This is a genomic window from Pseudomonas sp. UBA6323, assembly GCF_002439135.1.
Taxonomy (GTDB): Bacteria; Pseudomonadota; Gammaproteobacteria; order Pseudomonadales; family Pseudomonadaceae; genus Aquipseudomonas.
The window spans coordinates 1-17,053 of sequence record NZ_DJSX01000108.1 but is presented as its reverse complement, the minus strand read 5'-3'; the positions used below and the strand labels follow the sequence as shown (position 1 = coordinate 17,053).

18 protein-coding genes are annotated in these 17,053 nt (G+C 62.7%); 10 read left to right on the top strand and 8 right to left on the bottom strand.

From position 1 onward, the window contains the following. Nucleotides 1-334: 334 nt before the first annotated feature. Nucleotides 335-1,546, bottom strand: coding sequence for a tyrosine--tRNA ligase (tyrS, locus tag B3P22_RS23430; protein ID WP_296272826.1), 1,212 nt, complete (start codon nucleotides 1,544-1,546; stop codon nucleotides 335-337). 210 nt (nucleotides 1,547-1,756) lie between these two features. On the opposite strand from tyrS, the gene B3P22_RS23425 reads away from it, so the two are divergent. Both B3P22_RS23425 and B3P22_RS23420 read left to right on the top strand, forming a co-directional pair. Continuing rightward, nucleotides 1,757-3,187, top strand: coding sequence for a peptidoglycan DD-metalloendopeptidase family protein (locus B3P22_RS23425; RefSeq protein WP_296272824.1), 1,431 nt, complete (start codon nucleotides 1,757-1,759; stop codon nucleotides 3,185-3,187). A gap of 3 nt (nucleotides 3,188-3,190) precedes the next feature. After that, the gene (locus tag B3P22_RS23420; RefSeq protein ID WP_296272822.1) at nucleotides 3,191-4,282 is read left to right on the top strand and encodes an anhydro-N-acetylmuramic acid kinase; all 1,092 of its coding nucleotides are present in this window, start codon (nucleotides 3,191-3,193) and stop codon (nucleotides 4,280-4,282) included. Nucleotides 4,283-4,332: 50 nt separating this feature from the next. Here the strand turns inward: B3P22_RS23420 and erpA are convergent, their stop codons facing one another. The 4 genes from erpA to argC form a co-directional block, all read right to left on the bottom strand. Beyond that, nucleotides 4,333-4,683 (bottom strand): iron-sulfur cluster insertion protein ErpA, encoded by a 351-nt coding sequence (gene erpA, locus B3P22_RS23415; protein ID WP_197856944.1) that lies wholly within the window; start codon nucleotides 4,681-4,683, stop codon nucleotides 4,333-4,335. A gap of 126 nt (nucleotides 4,684-4,809) precedes the next feature. Further along, the gene (locus tag B3P22_RS23410; RefSeq protein WP_197856943.1) at nucleotides 4,810-5,220 is read right to left on the bottom strand and encodes a bactofilin family protein; all 411 of its coding nucleotides are present in this window, start codon (nucleotides 5,218-5,220) and stop codon (nucleotides 4,810-4,812) included. Beyond that, nucleotides 5,210-5,953 carry a DUF6776 family protein gene (locus tag B3P22_RS23405; protein WP_296272819.1) on the bottom strand — a complete coding sequence of 248 codons (744 nt, stop codon included), beginning with the start codon at nucleotides 5,951-5,953 and terminating at the stop codon, nucleotides 5,210-5,212. The genes B3P22_RS23410 and B3P22_RS23405 overlap by 11 nt, the downstream gene beginning before the upstream one ends. Next, nucleotides 5,950-6,984, bottom strand: a complete 1,035-nt coding sequence (gene argC / locus B3P22_RS23400) for an N-acetyl-gamma-glutamyl-phosphate reductase (RefSeq protein ID WP_296272829.1) — start codon at nucleotides 6,982-6,984, stop codon at nucleotides 5,950-5,952. The genes B3P22_RS23405 and argC overlap by 4 nt, the downstream gene beginning before the upstream one ends. A gap of 134 nt (nucleotides 6,985-7,118) precedes the next feature. Between argC and hemJ the strand changes: the two genes are divergently transcribed. From hemJ to B3P22_RS23375, 5 genes are all read left to right on the top strand, one after another. Then, nucleotides 7,119-7,547 carry a protoporphyrinogen oxidase HemJ gene (gene hemJ / locus B3P22_RS23395; protein ID WP_275547395.1) on the top strand — a complete coding sequence of 143 codons (429 nt, stop codon included), beginning with the start codon at nucleotides 7,119-7,121 and terminating at the stop codon, nucleotides 7,545-7,547. Between the two features lie 154 nt (nucleotides 7,548-7,701). Next, a complete protein-coding gene (locus B3P22_RS23390; RefSeq protein ID WP_296272817.1) occupies nucleotides 7,702-8,664 on the top strand; it encodes an NAD(P)H-dependent flavin oxidoreductase in 963 nt (320 codons plus the stop codon). Further along, nucleotides 8,661-9,923 carry an alanine racemase gene (locus B3P22_RS23385; RefSeq protein WP_296272815.1) on the top strand — a complete coding sequence of 421 codons (1,263 nt, stop codon included), beginning with the start codon at nucleotides 8,661-8,663 and terminating at the stop codon, nucleotides 9,921-9,923. The genes B3P22_RS23390 and B3P22_RS23385 overlap by 4 nt, the downstream gene beginning before the upstream one ends. A 124-nt stretch (nucleotides 9,924-10,047) precedes the next feature. Continuing rightward, on the top strand, nucleotides 10,048-11,016 hold the full coding sequence (locus B3P22_RS23380) for a DUF805 domain-containing protein (protein ID WP_296272813.1): 969 nt from the start codon (nucleotides 10,048-10,050) through the stop codon (nucleotides 11,014-11,016). A gap of 9 nt (nucleotides 11,017-11,025) precedes the next feature. Next, entirely contained in the window at nucleotides 11,026-11,823 is a 798-nt protein-coding gene (locus B3P22_RS23375) for an SDR family NAD(P)-dependent oxidoreductase (RefSeq protein WP_296272811.1), read from the top strand. Here the strand turns inward: B3P22_RS23375 and B3P22_RS23370 are convergent. After that, nucleotides 11,810-13,291 (bottom strand): AAA family ATPase, encoded by a 1,482-nt coding sequence (locus B3P22_RS23370; RefSeq protein WP_296272827.1) that lies wholly within the window; start codon nucleotides 13,289-13,291, stop codon nucleotides 11,810-11,812. The two genes, B3P22_RS23375 and B3P22_RS23370, sit on opposite strands and share 14 nt — an antisense overlap. A 224-nt stretch (nucleotides 13,292-13,515) precedes the next feature. Here B3P22_RS23370 and B3P22_RS23365 point away from each other — a divergent pair, with 224 nt between their 5' ends. Both B3P22_RS23365 and coq7 read left to right on the top strand, forming a co-directional pair. After that, nucleotides 13,516-14,253, top strand: coding sequence for a formylglycine-generating enzyme family protein (locus B3P22_RS23365; RefSeq protein WP_296272809.1), 738 nt, complete (start codon nucleotides 13,516-13,518; stop codon nucleotides 14,251-14,253). An 81-nt stretch (nucleotides 14,254-14,334) separates the two neighbouring features. After that, nucleotides 14,335-14,982, top strand: a complete 648-nt coding sequence (coq7, locus tag B3P22_RS23360; protein WP_197856935.1) for a 2-polyprenyl-3-methyl-6-methoxy-1,4-benzoquinone monooxygenase — start codon at nucleotides 14,335-14,337, stop codon at nucleotides 14,980-14,982. Between the two features lie 63 nt (nucleotides 14,983-15,045). Here coq7 and B3P22_RS23355 read toward each other — a convergent pair whose 3' ends face one another. Next, nucleotides 15,046-15,468, bottom strand: a complete 423-nt coding sequence (locus tag B3P22_RS23355) for an OsmC family protein (RefSeq protein WP_024309680.1) — start codon at nucleotides 15,466-15,468, stop codon at nucleotides 15,046-15,048. Nucleotides 15,469-15,701: 233 nt separating this feature from the next. Between B3P22_RS23355 and crp the strand changes: the two genes are divergently transcribed. Next, entirely contained in the window at nucleotides 15,702-16,346 is a 645-nt protein-coding gene (gene crp, locus B3P22_RS23350) for a cAMP-activated global transcriptional regulator CRP (RefSeq protein WP_197856934.1), read from the top strand. Nucleotides 16,347-16,407: 61 nt separating this feature from the next. On the opposite strand, the gene trpC is transcribed toward crp, so the two are convergent. Beyond that, nucleotides 16,408-17,053 (bottom strand): indole-3-glycerol phosphate synthase TrpC (gene trpC / locus B3P22_RS23345; protein WP_296272803.1); only part of this gene is annotated, 646 nt, incomplete at its 5' end.

Sequence of the window (17,053 nt, the reverse complement as noted above, 5' to 3'; positions counted from 1 at the left end):
CGTTTCCGTCCGAGCGAGCCGCCCATTATAGCCGGCGTTTCCGCTTCGGCAACACCTCGTTTCGAGGTCCGACTCCGCCGCTTCTCCCTCAGACCCGAAGGCTTTCCGTCGAAGCGAGCCGCCTATTATGGCAGCCTTTTCGTTGCCGTCAACACCTGCGTGAGGGTGACTTCAACTTCCTTCCTGCCTCCGCTGACAACCAACGGCCGGCGGCGAAGGAGCGGAAGTATGCGTCCTCCCCTCCGTTTTGGGAAGAGGCAAATACCATTCGCGTGCATTCATGCCGCGCCAGACCGGGACCTCATGCCCGGCCTGGCTGCGGCGTGGCGTGGCGTCAGGCGACGACCAGCAGCACCCGCGCGAACGTGCGCTTGCCCACCTGCAGCAGGCCTTCGAAACCCGGCGGCAGCACCGTCTGCGCATCCTCGACGACGCTACCGTCCACCTTCACCGCACGCTCCTTGAGCTTGCGCGAGGCCTCGGAGTTGCTCGGCGTGAGGCCGGCGGCCGTCAACAGGGCGCCGATGCGCAGGCCTTCGGCCGGCACCACCACTTCCTGCAGCGGCAACTGGGTGATGTCGCCCTGCCCGGTCACCGCCGCATTCCAGCCGGCAATGGCCTGCTCGGCGGCAGCGGCATCGTGGAAGCGCGTGGCCAGTTCGCGCGCCAGGCGCAACTTGATCTCGCGCGGGTTGATCGCGCCGGCTTCGACTTCGGCACGCAGCTGCCCGGCCTCGGCAATGGAGATGTCGAAGCTGAGCAGGTCGATCCAGCGCCACATGAGCGTGTCGTCGATCTTCATGGTCTTGGTGACGATGTCGATCGGCGGCTCGCTGATGCCGATGTAGTTGCCCAGCGACTTGGACATCTTGTTGACGCCGTCCAGGCCTTCCAGCAGCGGCATGGTCAGCACGATCTGCGGCTTCTGGCCGTAGTGCTCCTGCAGGCCGCGCCCCATGAGCAGGTTGAACTTCTGGTCGGTGCCGCCGAGCTCGACGTCCGCCTCCAGCGCCACCGAGTCGTAGCCCTGCACCAGTGGGTAGAGGAACTCATGGATGGCGATGGACTGCTGGGCGGCGTAGCGCTTGGCGAAATCGTCGCGCTCGAGCATGCGCGCCACCGTGTGCTGGCCGGCCAGGCGGATCATGTCGGCCGCGCCCATCTTGCCGAACCATTCGGAATTGAAGCGGACCTCGGTGCGTTCGCGGTCGAGCACCTTGAACACCTGGTCCTGGTAGGTGCGGGCATTGGCCAGCACGTCCTCGCGCGAAAGCGGCTTGCGGGTGACGTTCTTGCCCGACGGGTCGCCGATCATGCCGGTGAAGTCGCCGATCAGGAAGATCACCTGGTGACCAAGCTCCTGAAACTGACGCAGCTTATTAATAAGGACGGTATGGCCGAGATGCAGATCCGGCGCGGTAGGATCGAAACCCGCCTTGATCCTCAGCGGCTGACCACGCTTGAGCTTTTCGACCAGCTCAGCCTCAACCAGAACCTCTTCCGCACCGCGCTTGATCAGCGCCAGCTGCTCTTCAACCGACTTCATAAAATGACTCACAGTGACCGTATTCAAAAGGGAACCAACCATACAAGAACGCTGACAAATCACAAGTTTTGCTCAGCGTAAGGCAGACCATGCGTCGATCATCATATGCAGGGTTGCCTCCTGGCGGTTTTGGTTATATTTTATACAGTTAGTGCATATTCATCATGCTCTTCTTTTAATCTTTATCTTTTTCACTTCAAAAGCAGCCCTATGACCTCTACATCTAAAGCGCCGCCACTCTATCCAAAAACCCATATTCTCGCGGCGAGCGGCGTAGCTGCGCTGCTGAGCCTGGCTCTGCTGGTGTTTCCTTCGCGTGAAGTCGAAGCGCAGAAAACCTTCCTCGACCTGGATCTGGGCAACGACGCCGAGATGGTGCTGCAAGAGAAGGATGATCTTCGAGCGGGATTGCCCGTGCCTGGTGCCGCCTCGCCATTCGCCGAAATCGAGCAGAGCACCGACACCGCCGAGAACAGCGCAGAAGACGCTGATCAAGACCTCCCAGAAACCGCCGCCGACACCACTCCTCCCTCCGACCCCAACCATCACAGCATCACTGTCAGCAATGGCGATACGCTTTCTACCGTGTTCGCCAAGGTCGGCCTGAACGCCAACGACCTGCATGAAGCCCTCAATAGCAGCAAGGACGCCAAGCAGTTCAGTCGCCTCAAAGTAGGCCAGGTGCTGGAGTTCGAACTGAACGAAGAAGGCAAGCTGAAGAACCTGCAGAGCAAGCTCAGTGACCTGGAAACCATTCGCCTCAGCCGTACCGACAAGGGTTTCGACTTCCAGAGCGAACAGATCAAGCCGGAAGTAGTGACCGCCTACAGTCGTGGCGTGATCAACAGTTCGCTGTTCCTCTCCGCCAAGCGCGCCGGTCTATCCCACAGCCTGACCATGGACCTGGCCAACGTATTCGGCTACGACATCGACTTCGCCATGGATATTCGTGAAGGCGACGAGTTCGAAGTGGTCTACGAAGAGAAGGTCGTGAACGGCAAGCGTGTCGGCACCGGCAATATTCTCTCGGCGCGCTTCACCAACCGCGGCAAGACCTATACCGCCGTGCGTTACACCAGTAAGCAAGGCACCACCAGCTACTACAGCGCCAACGGCGAAAGCATGCGCAAGGCGTTCATCCGTACTCCGGTGGACTTCGCTCGCATCAGCTCGCGCTTCTCCACCGGCCGCAAGCATCCGATCCTGAACAAGATCCGCGCACACAAAGGCGTCGACTATGCCGCGCCACGTGGCACGCCGATCAAGGCTGCGGGTGACGGTCGTGTAACGCTGGCGGGCCGCAATGGCGGTTACGGCAACACCGTGATCATTCAGCACGGCCAGCGTTATCGTACCCTCTACGCGCACATGCAGGGCTTCGCCAAGGGCATTCGCAACGGTTCGAACGTCAAGCAAGGCCAGATCATCGGCTACATCGGCACCACGGGCCTGTCCACGGGGCCACACCTGCACTATGAGTTCCAGGTCAACGGCGTACACGTCGACCCGCTCAGCCAGAAGCTGCCGATGGCAGACCCCATTGCAGCCAGCGAGAAGCAGCGCTTCATGCAATTGAGCAAACCGCTGATGGCACGCATGGACCAGGAAAAGGCCACCATGCTGGCCGCTAACCAGCAATAAACCGTGCCCCTCTATATAGGTGTGATGTCCGGCACCAGCCTTGACGGACTGGACATCGCGCTGATCGATCAGGATCAGCGCCCTCATCTTCTCGCCACGCTCTACCGCCCCATGCCAGATCGACTGCGCAGCGACCTCTTGGCGCTGTGCACTTCAGGCAATGATGAGCTGGCACGCGCCGCCGTGGCCGAACAGCATTGGGTCGAACTGGCCGCCGGAGCGATCAACGACCTCCTGCAGCAACAGGGTCTAAGCGCGCAACAGATTCGCGCCATCGGCAGCCATGGCCAGACCGTGCGCCATGAACCGGCGCGCGGTTTCACCATTCAGATCGGCAACCCGGCGCTACTGGCCGAACTCACCGGTATTTGCGTGGTGGGCGACTTTCGTCGTCGCGATGTGGCTGCCGGTGGGCAAGGCGCCCCTCTGGTTCCGGCCTTCCATCATGACCTCTTCGGCCATGACCAACGGCATGTGGCGGTACTCAATGTCGGCGGCTTCAGCAACCTCAGCCTGCTCTCACCCGGCCAGGACGTCCTAGGCTTCGACAGTGGCCCGGGCAACGTTTTGCTCGATGCCTGGATTCAACATTGTCGGGGCCTTGCCTATGACCGTGATGGCGCCTGGGCGGCCAGCGGTAGCGTTCACAACGAGCTGCTGGCGCGCCTGCTGAGCGATCCCTTCTTCGCCACCCAAGGCCCGAAGAGCACCGGGCGCGAGCTGTTCAATCTCGACTGGCTGCTTGGCCATCTGCAAGTCCTGCCGCCGCTGGCCAGCGAGGACGTTCAGGCAACCCTGGTGGAGCTAACCGCGCGTAGCATCGTCAGCGCCTTGCGTAGCGCGCAGGCTCGAACGGATGAGTTGCTGGTATGCGGCGGCGGTGCCCACAATGCTTGTCTGATGAAGCGCTTGAGCGAAATGCTGGCTGGAACCGAGGTAAGCAGCACCGCTAGCGAAGGCGTGGACCCGGACTGGGTCGAGGCCATGGCGTTCGCCTGGCTGGCCCATTGCACCCTGGAAGGCATTCCAGGCAATCGCCCGAGCGTCACCGGGGCGAAGGGCCTGCGCGTGCTTGGCGCCATCTATCCGGCCTGAAAACGAAAACGCCGCGCATCGAGCGCGGCGTCCGTCATCCGGCGAAGACTTCAGATCGAGAAGGACGACCCGCAACCACAGGTGGTGGTGGCATTGGGGTTCTTGATCACGAAACGCGAACCTTCCAGCCCCTCCTGATAGTCGACCTCGGACCCCGCCAGATACTGGAAGCTCATGGCATCGACTATAAGGCTCACGCCCTCACGCTCGACGATGGTGTCGTCTTCGGCCACATCCTCATCGAAGGTGAAACCGTACTGAAAGCCCGAGCATCCACCGCCCGTGACGAACACCCGCAGCTTCAGGCGCGGATTGCCTTCTTCATCGACCAGATTCTTCACCTTGCTGGCCGCACCCTGGGTGAAGTGCAAGGGGGCAGGGGTGAAGGTTTCGACGCTCATGCTATAACTCCCGGCGCCATGCGCCCTACTGCGTTAGCAGGTTGTTGAACGACCTGCGTTGCCTGACCATCATTAACGACAGCCTGCTGGGCAGGTATTATCCGCTTGCCCTACAAAATTGGTCAACTATTGCTCGACTTCCAGCGATGCCGGAAGCTCAAGTGGACGCTCGCCATCCTTGAGGTGGCACAAGCGCCCTTCGATCTGCGCGCCCATGGCCATTTCCATCAGGCCATACTGCAGGTTGCCACGCACTCGAGAACGGGCGCCCAATTCCAGATGACCACTGGCGAAGACATCCCCGTTGACCTCCCCGTCAATCACGATATGGGGTGCACGTATCTCACCTTCAACCACGCCACCGACGCTGACGCGTACCAGCCCCTCGGTAGCCAGCAGGTTACCGGTGACCCGACCATCCACCTGCACCGCGCCCTGAAAGCGCATGTCACCCATTAGCTCGGCGCCAGCGGCAATCAGGCTGGTCTTGCCGCTGAAGCGCTGCAGGTCGGGTTTGGTCTTGTCTTTACTCCACATGGGGGATTGTTGCTCCTGATTTTATCCATTCGAATGTACGGCTCAGCGGCTTGTCACCTTCGACCTCCGCCTGAACCTTGACCTGACGCGGCTCGAAGCCCTCAGGCAGTTGTAATTCGCCGAAGCGCCCGGCCTCGGGGAACGACTGAAAGTGCTTGAAGGAGAACGGGATGCTGCTATCGCTCACCTCGTCCGACAGCGTTGCCAGGTCCAGGGTAGCCGGCTTGCCCTTCTGCTGGCCCTCGATCGTGATACGCATACGCCCCTGCAAGGCCTCGTCACTGGCACCAACCCGGCTCATCAGCAGCTTGTAGCGAAATCGCCGCGGCTGTTCAGTGGCTTGCAGCTCGAAAGCGCGAATGCGCATGCCCTCGCGACGACTGGCAGGAGCGAGGACGCCCTTGTAGAAGGCCAGGTCCTGTTGCTGCTTGAAGATCTGCTCTTCCAGCAGCTTGATCGTCCGCCGATTCTGCTCCATGGCCTGCTGCGTGACTTTGTCACTGCTGCCGACCACGGCCAGGCGCTGGCGTAACAGCTCCAGTTCCTGATCCTGCTCGGCAACACGAGTCAGCAGCGCTTGCGTGTCCTCGGACGTTTGCTGAGGCTGCGCCTGCGGCCAATACCAACCCAGGGCAAAGGCCGCCGGTATGGCGAACACCAGCAAAAGCAGTAACCAGCGGCGCCTGCGCTCTCGACGTGGATCGCTGACGCGGACTTCCCAGCCCGGTTTCACGGCAACAGGGCCGCGTGCGACAGACCCAGACGCTCGTCGAGACCGAAGAGGATGTTCATGTTCTGTACCGCCTGACCGGAAGCACCCTTGACCAGGTTGTCGATTACCGAAAGCACCACCACCAGATCGCCGCCCTGAGGACGGTGCACGGCAATCCGGCATACGTTGCCGCCGCGCACGCTGCGGGTTTCCGGGTGGCTGCCAGCGGGCATCACGTCGACGAAGGGTTCGCCGGCGTAGCGCTTCTCGAACAGCGCCTGGAGATCGACCGAAGCATCGGCCACGCGCGCATACAGGGTCGCGTGGATGCCACGAATCATCGGCGTGAGGTGCGGAACGAAGGTCAGGCCGACGTCGCTACCGGCGGCCTGGCGCAGCCCCTGACGAATTTCCGGGAGATGACGGTGGCCCTTCACCGAGTAGGCCTTCATGCTCTCGCCAGCCTCGCAAAACAGCGAGCCAACGCTGGCACCGCGGCCGGCGCCGCTGACGCCACTCTTGCAGTCGGCGATCAGGCTGCTTGCATCGGCCAAGCCGGCTTCCAGCAACGGGATCAGGCCGAGCTGGGTTGCGGTCGGGTAGCAGCCGGGTACGGCGATCAGGCGCGCGGTCTTGATCGCTTCGCGGTTGACTTCAGGCAGACCGTACACGGCCTCGCTCAGCAATTCGGGAGCGCCGTGCGGCTGGCCGTACCACTTGGCCCACTCCTCGGCGTCCTGCAGGCGGAAGTCCGCGGACAGATCGATCACGCGCGTGCCTGCGGCTAGCAGCTCGCCTGCCAGCGCGTGGGCCACGCCGTGCGGGGTGGCGAAGAACACCACGTCGCAGGCGCCCAGCGTGGCGACGTCCGGCACGCTGAAAGCCAGATCCGGATAATGGCCGCGCAGGTTGGGGTACATTTCGTCGACGCGCAGGCCGGCCTCGGAACGGGAAGTGATCACGGTCACCTCTGCCTGCGGGTGTTGCGCCAGCAGACGCAGCAGTTCGACACCGGTGTAGCCCGTGCCGCCGACGATACCGACCTTGATCATCACATGCCCCTTTGCAAAAGCCATTGGAAAGCTGCCGATGATAAAGCCGCATCGGCCAAGCTCCAACCGCGGAGGTGACGCAGGCCGTCGACTGACTCTACTATCGAGACCATTTTTCAGCGCAAGAGGCGAAAATGCTCTATCTCTGGCTCAAGGCTCTGCACATCATCGCCATGGTCTGCTGGTTCGCCGGCCTGTTCTATCTGCCGCGTCTGTTCGTCTACCACGCCATGAGCGACGACGCTGCCAGTCACGAACGGTTCTGCATCATGGAGCGCAAGCTGTATCGCGGCATCATGATGCCGTCGATGATCGCCACCCTCGGTTTGGGCATCTGGCTGCTCAGCCTCAACTCGGCGTACTACTTCACGCAAGGCTGGATGCACGCCAAGCTCACACTGGTCGTTGCCTTGGTGATCTATCACCACCTCTGCGGGGCTCAGCTCAAGCGCTTCGCCCGCGGCGAGAACAGCCGCAGTCACGTGTTCTATCGTTGGTTCAATGAAGCGCCGGTGCTGGCCCTGCTGGGGATAGTCATCCTGGTTGTCGTCCGCCCCTTCTAGCAGGCCGTTGAAAAACTACCTGCGTTGCCATTGCTGCGTTTAAAACAGGCTCAAAATGCTCATTTACAACTCGTAAACTCCGCTTTTTCGCCTGTTTTTGCCTTGCAATGACTGCCTCGCCTACATTTTTCCACAGCCTGCTGAGGAGTTCGCCATGTCTCTGCCCGCCCTGCTCGAACAACGTCTGCGCCTGCCGCTGGTGGCTGCGCCGATGTTTCTGGTATCCAACCCGGCACTGGTCAGTGCCTGCTGCAACAGCGGCATCGTCGGCAGCTTTCCGGCGCTGAACCAGCGTGAGAGCGCCGGTTTCGCCGCCTGGCTCGACGAGATCGAGGCCAGCCTCTCGGCGAACGCCGCGCCCTTCGCCGTCAACCTGATCGTGCATAACAGCAATCCGCGTCTGCAGGCGGATCTGGCCATCTGCGTCGAACGACGCGTGCCCATCGTCATCACCAGCCTGGGCGCGGTGAAGGAAGTGGTCGATGCCGTGCACAGCTACGGTGGCCTGGTGTTCCATGACGTGACCACCCGCCGCCATGCGGAAAAAGCTGCCGAGGCGGGTGTGGACGGGTTGATCGCCGTAGCAGCCGGCGCTGGCGGCCACGCCGGCACCTGGAGCCCTTTCGCGCTGTTAGCAGAGATTCGTCAGTTCTTCGACAAGACCGTGCTGCTGTCCGGCTGCCTCAATCACGGCCATGAAATTCTCGCCGCCCAACTGCTCGGCGCCGATCTGGCCTACATGGGCACCCGCTTCATCGCCACCACCGAGAACAACGCCTCGGCCGACTACAAGCAGATGATCCTTGGCGCGCAGGCCGCCGATATCATCCACACGCCCGCCGTGTCGGGCGTACCGGCCAGTTTCATGCGCCAGAGTCTGGAGCAGGCCGGCTACGACCTTAAACAGCTGCAGAACAAGGGCGACGTCAACTACGGCGAGAAGCTCAAACCGATGGATGAAGAAGCCAAGGCCTGGAAGACCGTATGGTCGGCTGGCCAGGGCGTCGGCGGTATCGACGATCTGCCCTCGGTGCAGGAACTGGTCGCGCGGCTCGATAGCGAATACCGCGCCGCACTGACACGCAGCCAGCAGCTGGGGCAACGCTGGCCGCGATGAGGCGTCGCCACCTGCTGGGGCTGGGCGCGCTCGGACTGCTCGGCGGCTGGGCGCTGCGCCCGACTGATCGTGGTCGCGCGCATGACGCCTACTTCGCCGAACTCAACCGGCAGTTGCAGCGTGATGGCGAGGGCGTGCCTACGCTGCTGCTCGACCTCGACCGGCTCGACGCCAACGCCGATCTGCTGGCGGCACGCCTGGCCGGCCGCCTCCAGCTGCGCCTGGTCGCCAAATCCCTGGCCAGCACCGGTCTGCTCGAGTATCTGGCCAAGCGCCTGCAAACCCAACGGTTCATGGTCTTCCATCAGCCGCAGCTCAATCGCCTGGCCAGGAGTTTCCCGCAGGCCGACCTTCTGCTCGGCAAACCCATGCCGGTCGCTGCCGCGCTGAATTTCTATCGGCAGCTACCGCACCACCTGAACTTCGATCCCGACCGCCAGTTGACCTGGTTGATCGACAGCCGGCAACGCCTGCAGCAATACGCTGAACTGGCCACGGCGCTAGGCCGGCCGCTACGCATCGCATTGGAAATAGATATCGGCCTCGAGTGCGGCGGCTTCGCTACGCCACAGGCGTTGGCTCAGGCAATGCAGCAGCTTGGGCAATTACCGGGCCTACAATTGCAGGGGCTGATGGGTTATGACGCTCATGTCGCCCACAACCCGCTCTGGCAAGGCCAGATCAAAGCGTTCAACGAGGCCGACACACGCTATCGCCAGTTTATCGCCAGCGCCCAGGCGTTCAGCGAGCTGTGGCCGACCGAACCGCGGCTCAATGGCGCTGGCAGCCTGACCTACCTGCTGCACAGCCAGCAGCAGAGTTCGCTCAACGAGATCGCCGTTGGCTCTGCCCTGCTCAAGCCCTCAGAATTCGATACAGCGCTGCTGGAGGATCATCAGCCAGCGCTGTGGATCGCCAGCCCAGTGCTCAAGGCTCTTGACGGTACCCTGCCCTATGCGCAGTCGCTTCAAGCGCTGATCGAAACCTGGAACCCCAACCGTCAGCACGTCTACTACCTGTACGGCGGTCGCTGGCCGGCCCAACCGGTTTCACCAGCAGGGCTCGACTACGACAAGCTGTATGGCCGCAGCGCCAATCAGGAGCGTCTGATCGGCAGCGCAGCCACGCAGCTGACTGACCAGGACTGGGTATTTCTGCGCCCGGCGATCAGCGAAGGCTTACTGGGTGATTTCAGTGAAATACGTCTACTACGCCGCGGCCAACTGGTCGGCCGCTGGAGCACAATAGGCAACGCCTGAAATTCTCCAATGCGACACTTCAGGCCGCTTGTATAGTGGCGTCACGGCGCTCTAGGCTTACGCCTCACCCGATGCTGAACGATCACTTCGCTCACCTCCACTTCCCGCCGACAAGGAAGCTCGCATGAACCAACCGCGCTACAAGATAGTGTTCGATGGCCAACTGATGCCCGAGGCCTCGTTGGAAACGGTCAAGACAAACCTGGCCCGCTTGTTCAAGAGCGACCTTGCACGCATCGACAGCCTGTTCAGCGGAGGGCCTGTAGCGCTCAAACGTGATCTGGGCGAGAGCGAGGCAGAGCAGTACCTGAGCGCCCTGCAGAAGGCCGGCGCCAATGTGCGCAAGGAGCTGGATCAGGCAGCCAGCCTCAGCCTGGTGCCGACCGAGGCCGAGACTGCGCAGGCTGAGCAGGCCGCCACGCCGAACATGACCTGCCCAAAATGCGGCCACGAACAAACCAAGGCCGCCGAGTGCTCTGCCTGCGGAATCATCATCGAAAAGTACCTCGCGCGCCAGGCGCAATTGGCCGAGGCCGCACCGGCGCCAGCTGCCGCGCCAGTTGCGGCTGCCGCATCACCGTACGCCCCGCCGCAGGCAAATGTCGCCGAGCAGCTGCCGCAGTACTCGGAGCTCAAGGTATTCAGCGTCAGCGGCCGAATCGGGCGAGTGCGCTATCTTGGCTGGACCATGGCCATGCTGCTGTGCATGCTGCCGATGCTCTTGCTGTTCGCAGGTGCGTCAGCGATGTCCAGCGCCCTCGGCACCCTGATCATGGCCGTCGGGGTGATTGGCATGATCGTCATCGGTGTGTTCATCGGCGTCCAGCGTCTGCACGACATGGGCTGGTCCGGCTGGCTGTGGCTACTCAATTTCGTTCCCGTCATCGGTAGCGTGTTCGCACTGCTGATGCTGATCATTCCCGGCACTCAGGGCGTCAACCGCTACGGCCCGCCGCCACCGCCGAACAGTACCGGTGTCAAGGTCCTGGCCTGGCTGTTCCTGCTCGTGCCCGTAACCGGCATCGTCGCCGCCATCGCCCTGCCCCAGTACCAGAGCTATGTCGAGCGTGCTGCCGAATATCAGGAGCAGTAAAGCCTGACCATGCGCAGCTATGCATTGATCACCGGTGCTTCCAGCGGCATCGGCCTGGCCCTGGCCGAAGCCCTGGCGCGCCGGGGGCGCAATCTGATTCTGGTGGCACGCCGGCGTGATGCACTGGAAAGCATCGCCTACGAGCTGGCTCAGCGCTTCGGCGTCGAGGTGCTGTTTCGCCTCTGTGACCTGAGTGAACCACTGCAACTGTCCGGCCTGCTGCTGGAGCTGGACGAAGGCCAGTGGCAGGTCGATCTGCTGGTGAACAATGCTGGCCTTGGCTGCGCTGGTCCGTTCCTGGAACAGGACTGGAGCCGCGAGCAGGAGCAGCTCGAGGTCAATGTACTGGCGCTGACACGCCTGTGCCATGCACTCGGCCAGCGCATGGCCGAGCACGGCGGCGGGCAGATCCTCAACGTCGCCTCGGTGGCCGCCTTTCAGCCGGGGCCCTGGATGAGCAGCTACTACGCCAGCAAGGCCTATGTACTGCATTTCTCCGAAGGTCTGCGCGAGGAACTGAAAGGCCGCGGCGTGCGCGTGTCAGTACTCTGCCCTGGCCCGACGCACAGCGCCTTCTTCCGCTCGGCGCAGATGGACGTCACGCGCCTCACAGGCAGCAAGCTGATGATGAGCGCCGAGGAAGTGGCGCTGCTCACGGTACGTGCGCTGGAAAAGAACCGCGCCATCATCATTCCCGGCTGGCGCAACCGCTTGCTGGCGCTGAGCCCACGCCTGGGGCCGCGCTGGCTGGCACGCAAGCTCAGTGGTCGCCTGACACGCCCGTTCACTGGCCTCAGCCCGCGTTGACCGTCCGCCCATCGGCCCAGGCACGCAACGCAGCCAGACGCTCGGCCATCACCACGGATAACGGCGCGGTACTCTGTAGCGCACGCAGCAGTAGCTCCTGATCGACCGCCCGTTGCTGCGCCTGCCCGGCGTACAACGCGCTGACCACGGCCTGCTCGATCTCGGCGCCGGAATAGCCCTCGCTGGCTGCAGCCAGTTGCGCCAGATCGAAAGTGGCGGGCTCCAGTTCGCGACGCTGCAGGTGGATACGGAAAATATCTGCACGCACTTCGGCACTGGGCAGGTCGACGAAGAACAGCTCGTCGAAACGCCCCTTGCGCACCAACTCGGGCGGCAGTCGGTCGATGGCATTGGCCGTGGCGACGACGAACACCGGCGCCTTGCGCTCGGCCATCCAGGTCAGCAGGGTACCGAGTACCCGCTGGCTCACGCCGCCGTCATGCTCGCCACTGGCCAGGCCCTTTTCCACCTCGTCCATCCACAGCACGCAGGGCGCCATCTGTTCAGCCAGGCGCAGCGCCTCGCGCAGATTGCGCTCGGTTTCACCGAAGAACTTGTTGTACAGGCAGGCAAAATCCAGACGCAGCAGCGGCAGGCCCCAGAGTCCGGCAACGGCCTTGGCGGCCAGGCTCTTGCCGCCGCCCTGCACACCGACCAGCATCACGCCCTTGGGCGCATCGATCTGCTTGCCCTCGAGGAAGCCGGCCTGGCGTTCAGCCAGCCAGCGCTTGAGATTGACCAACCCGCCGACTTCGGCGAAGCGTGCAGTGTCGTATTCGAAGCTGAGCACACCCTCCAGATCCAGCAACTGGAACTTGGTCTTGTTCAACTCGGGGATGTCTTCCTGGGTGATCGCCCCGTCGTCGCAGATCACATTGCGCGCCAGCGCCCGCGCCTCGGCATGGCTGAGGCCGCGCAGGTTCTTCACCACCTGCTGCAGGGTACGGTTGTCAGTGCGTACCCGCGCGCCGCGATTGCCTTCGCTCCAGCGCGCCGCCTCGTCGCGCACGATGCTCAGCAGCTCGTCCTCCGACGGCAAGGCGAGGCTGAAGCGCGCCGCGTAGCGCTGCACCTCGGCCGGCAGTTTTAGCGCATGCGACACCAGCGCCAGGGTCGGTTTGTGCGCCGCCTCACTCATGGCGATTTCCTTGAGCAGGCGCACCAGCCGCGGGTTGTCATCGAGAAACGGATGCAGATCGCACATCACGTAGAGGTTCGGCTGCGGGTCGGCCTTGATCATGCGCAGCGCCGCTTCCGGCTCCAGGGTCGGCGACTCGTCCACCGGCGCGCCGCCGAAGCCCAGGCGCTGCAAACCCTCGGTCACCGACCAGGTGTGCAGACCGAGGCCACGCTTGACCGCCAGGCCGGTCAGGGTTTCCAGCACACGCGTCTCGTCCCAGGACTCGATCACCACCAGTTTGACCTTGGAATCCAGCACCAGCCCAAGATCATGAATATCGTTTTTCAACACCTGCTCCTTGTGAAGTTTGGCCAGCCAGGCAAGCAGGGTTACCATCCGCGGTTTCGCAGCATGGGAGCTCACAGCATGGACCGTCTCAACAGGCAGATCGTCGCCGCAGGCCTCGCGCCGTGCAAGTACTGAAAGCGCGTTGCGTCACAGTCGCCGTATCCATTGCCTGGGCCGCAAGCCTGACGCTGCTGTTTAGCCCGCCAGCCGCAGCAACGGAGATCATGAGCGACCCTTTGCCCAGCGGCGGCCAAGGCCCGGAAATGGTGGTGATTCCGGCCGGCACCTTTCGCATGGGCGATGCCAGCGGTCGCGGCAACGACAACGAACGCCCGCAACGGACCATCGCCTTCGATCAACCCTTCGCCATGGGCCGCTACGAAGTCACCTTCGCCGACTGGCAGAAATACGCCGACGCCAACGAACTGCCCATGCCCGATAACGAAGGCTGGGGCCTTTCCGCACAGCGCCCAGTGATCAATGTGTCCTGGCGTGACGCTCACGCCTATGCCCAGTGGCTGTCACGCGAGACGGGCGCGCGCTACCGCCTGCCGACCGAAGCTGAATGGGAGTATGCGGCGCGCGGCGGCAGCCAGAGCTACTACTGGTGGGGTGACGAGCTCGACAGCGACGAGCAGGCACCGCGTGCCCATTGCCGCGGCTGCGCCAGTTCGCGCCTGCTGCGCAACAAGACGGCCGCCGTCGGCCAGTTTCCGGCCAATGGCTTCGGCCTGCATGACACCGCAGGCAATGTCTGGGAATGGACGGCGTCAAACTACACCCAACACTTCGACGGCAGCGAAACGCAGAGCGCCGGGCTGCTCGACAACAGTCCGCGAGTCGTTCGCGGCGGTGCCTGGAACAGCGGCCCGACATACCTGCGCAGTAGCCTGCGCGACCTCAAGCAGCCACATCATCGCGACTATGCGCTGGGTTTTCGTGTGCTACGCGAGCTGCCTTGAGAACCGTACCTTGGCTCTCGGCACGGACGATCTGGCGACTTTGCAGTAGACTAGCCGGGTAGTTTCTTCTGGAGGTGCCTCATGGCCAGCGAACGCCAGTATTCCCCCGTCGACCGTCTGCTACTGCAAGCCGATGCCGCGCTGCGCACGCTGCTGCCATTCAGCGGCGCTTCGGGTCGCCCCTCGCCCGCCATCGTGCAGAACGACACCGAGCTGAGCAGCGAGGAGTCGCGCCATGTCGCCGGCCTGATGCGCATCAACCACACCGGCGAAGTCTGCGCGCAGGCGCTCTACCAGGGCCAGGCGCTGACTGCCAAGCTGCCGGAAGTGCGCAGCGCCATGGAGCATGCGGCCGACGAGGAAGTGGACCACCTGGCCTGGTGCGAACAGCGCATTCGCGAGCTGGGCAGCCACCCGAGCGTGCTCAATCCGCTGTTCTACGGCCTGTCCTTCGGTGTGGGTGCGGTGGCCGGGCTGGTCAGTGATCGCGTCAGCCTGGGGTTCGTCGCCGCCACCGAAGACCAGGTATGCAAGCACTTGGATGAACACCTGGAGCAACTGCCCGAGCACGACGCCAAATCACGCGCCATCCTCGAGCAGATGCGTGTCGATGAGCAACAGCACGCCAACAGCGCCCTGGCAGCCGGCGGCGTACGCTTCCCGGCGCCAATCAAATTCGGCATGACCTTACTGTCGAAGGTCATGACCAAGTCTACCTACAGGGTCTGATGAGCAGGGCGAGCTGCCCTGCTCCCGCTTGAAGCTTGTGGCTTGCAGCTTGAAGCGGCTTTTTCAGCCCAGCTCGACGATTTCGTAGTCGTGGCTGATATCCACGCCGGCACGGCCCAGCATGATCGAGGCCGAGCAGTACTTCTCCGCCGACAGCTCTACCGCCCGCTTGACCTGGGCCTCTTTCAGCCCACGGCCCTTGACCACGAAGTGCAGGTGGATCTTGGTGAACACCTTGGGCTCCTCGCCTGCACGCTCGGCATCGAGAAAGACCTCGCAGCTTTCCACGGGCTGGCGCCCCTTGCGCAGGATGCTGACCACATCGAAGTTGCTGCAGCCCCCGAGGCCGATCAGCAACATCTCCATCGGCCGGATACCGAGATTGCGACCGCCAGCCTCGGGAGGACCGTCCATGACCACGGCATGGCCGCTACCGGACTCGCCGAGGAACAGAGCTTCACCGGCCCACTGCACACGCGCTTTCATCGATATTGGCTCCAGATTGGAAAAGTCGGGCAGATTACCATAGGCGAAGAACAATCCGATTTACGCCCGATGCGAGAAAGTTCCCTTGGGTTATGTTACCCAGGTCCCAAAAAACTCCCCGGTCATACCCCGTCTGTTAAGCTGACGCCGGATTGCTGGCACACTTGGCCGGATAAAAAATTAGAAATTGCCGTTGGACAAAGGCCTTCACTTTTCATATTCGGGACTCGGGCATGGTTGCTATTACCCTTACACCTAAAATCAAGAACCTCGACAAGCTGCTCGCGCACTGTCATCGCCGCCGCTACACGGCCAAAAGCACCATCATCTACGCAGGTGATCGTTGCGAAACCCTGTTCTTCATCGTCAAAGGCTCGGTCACCATCCTCATCGAGGACGACGACGGCCGCGAGATGATCATCGCCTACCTCAATGCCGGCGACTTCTTCGGCGAAATGGGCTTGTTCGAAAAGGACGGTGCGGAGAAGGAGCGCAGCGCCTGGGTGCGCGCCAAGACCGAGTGCGAGGTCGCGGAAATCAGCTACGCCAAGTTCCGCGAGCTGACCCAGCAGGACCCGGATATCCTCTTCGCCCTGGGCAGCCAGATGGCCGAGCGCCTGCGCAACACCACGCGCAAGGTCGGCGACCTGGCCTTCCTCGACGTGACTGGCCGCGTCGCACGCACCCTGCTCGACCTGTGCAAGCAGCCGGATGCCATGACCCATCCGGACGGCATGCAGATCAAGATCACCCGTCAGGAAATCGGTCGTATCGTCGGCTGCTCGCGGGAAATGGTCGGTCGCGTGCTCAAGTCCCTGGAAGAACAGGGTCTGGTGCACGTCAAGGGCAAGACCATGGTGGTCTTCGGCACTCGCTGACAAACAGCGCGCATAGAAAAGCCGGCAAAGAAGCCGGCTTTTTTATTCCCTCATGCATGCCTCAATCGGGATCGGTGCCGGCCACCACACGGCCGCGCTCGGGAAAGAACAGGCGCTGCAACTCGCTGCCCGGACTTTCCGCACGCATGAAGGCTTCACCAACGAGGAAAGCGTAGACCTCGTTGATCTCCATCAGCTCAACGTCGGCGCGATTGAGAATGCCGCTCTCGGTCACCACCAGGCGGTCACGCGGGATGCGCGGCAGCAGGTCAAGGGTGGTTTCCAGGCTGACATCGAAGGTGTGCAGGTTGCGGTTGTTTATCCCCACCAGCGGCGTGTCCAGAGTATGCAGCGCACGCTCCAGCTCCTCACCGTCGTGCACCTCGACCAGCACATCGAGGCCGACGTCCTTGGCCACCGAGGCCAGTTCGGCCATGCGCACGTCATCCAGGCAGGAGACGATCAGCAGTACGCAGTCGGCGCCCAGCGCGCGAGCCTCGACAATCTGGTAGGGATCGACCATGAAATCCTTGCGGATCACCGGCAGCGCACAGGCCGCACGGGCCTGCTGCAGGTATTGATCGGCGCCCTGGAAGAAATCGATATCGGTGAGCACGGACAGGCAGGTGGCTCCACCGGCTTCGTAGCTGCGGGCAATATCGGCCGGGACGAAGTCGGCGCGCAGCACGCCCTTGCTTGGCGAAGCT

Bases quoted from the DNA above. Each gene is read 5' to 3' on its own strand.
- tyrS (WP_296272826.1), bottom strand. From the start codon at position 1,546: ATGAAGTCGGTTGAAGAGCAGCTGGCGCTGATCAAGCGCGGTGCGGAA.
- B3P22_RS23425 (WP_296272824.1), top strand. From the start codon at position 1,757: ATGACCTCTACATCTAAAGCGCCGCCACTCTATCCAAAAACCCATATT.
- erpA (WP_197856944.1), bottom strand. From the start codon at position 4,683: ATGAGCGTCGAAACCTTCACCCCTGCCCCCTTGCACTTCACCCAGGGT.
- B3P22_RS23410 (WP_197856943.1), bottom strand. From the start codon at position 5,220: ATGTGGAGTAAAGACAAGACCAAACCCGACCTGCAGCGCTTCAGCGGC.
- argC (WP_296272829.1), bottom strand. From the start codon at position 6,984: ATGATCAAGGTCGGTATCGTCGGCGGCACGGGCTACACCGGTGTCGAA.
- hemJ (WP_275547395.1), top strand. From the start codon at position 7,119: ATGCTCTATCTCTGGCTCAAGGCTCTGCACATCATCGCCATGGTCTGC.
- B3P22_RS23390 (WP_296272817.1), top strand. From the start codon at position 7,702: ATGTCTCTGCCCGCCCTGCTCGAACAACGTCTGCGCCTGCCGCTGGTG.
- B3P22_RS23385 (WP_296272815.1), top strand. From the start codon at position 8,661: ATGAGGCGTCGCCACCTGCTGGGGCTGGGCGCGCTCGGACTGCTCGGC.
- B3P22_RS23380 (WP_296272813.1), top strand. From the start codon at position 10,048: ATGAACCAACCGCGCTACAAGATAGTGTTCGATGGCCAACTGATGCCC.
- B3P22_RS23375 (WP_296272811.1), top strand. From the start codon at position 11,026: ATGCGCAGCTATGCATTGATCACCGGTGCTTCCAGCGGCATCGGCCTG.
- B3P22_RS23365 (WP_296272809.1), top strand. From the start codon at position 13,516: ATGAGCGACCCTTTGCCCAGCGGCGGCCAAGGCCCGGAAATGGTGGTG.
- coq7 (WP_197856935.1), top strand. From the start codon at position 14,335: ATGGCCAGCGAACGCCAGTATTCCCCCGTCGACCGTCTGCTACTGCAA.
- B3P22_RS23355 (WP_024309680.1), bottom strand. From the start codon at position 15,468: ATGAAAGCGCGTGTGCAGTGGGCCGGTGAAGCTCTGTTCCTCGGCGAG.
- crp (WP_197856934.1), top strand. From the start codon at position 15,702: ATGGTTGCTATTACCCTTACACCTAAAATCAAGAACCTCGACAAGCTG.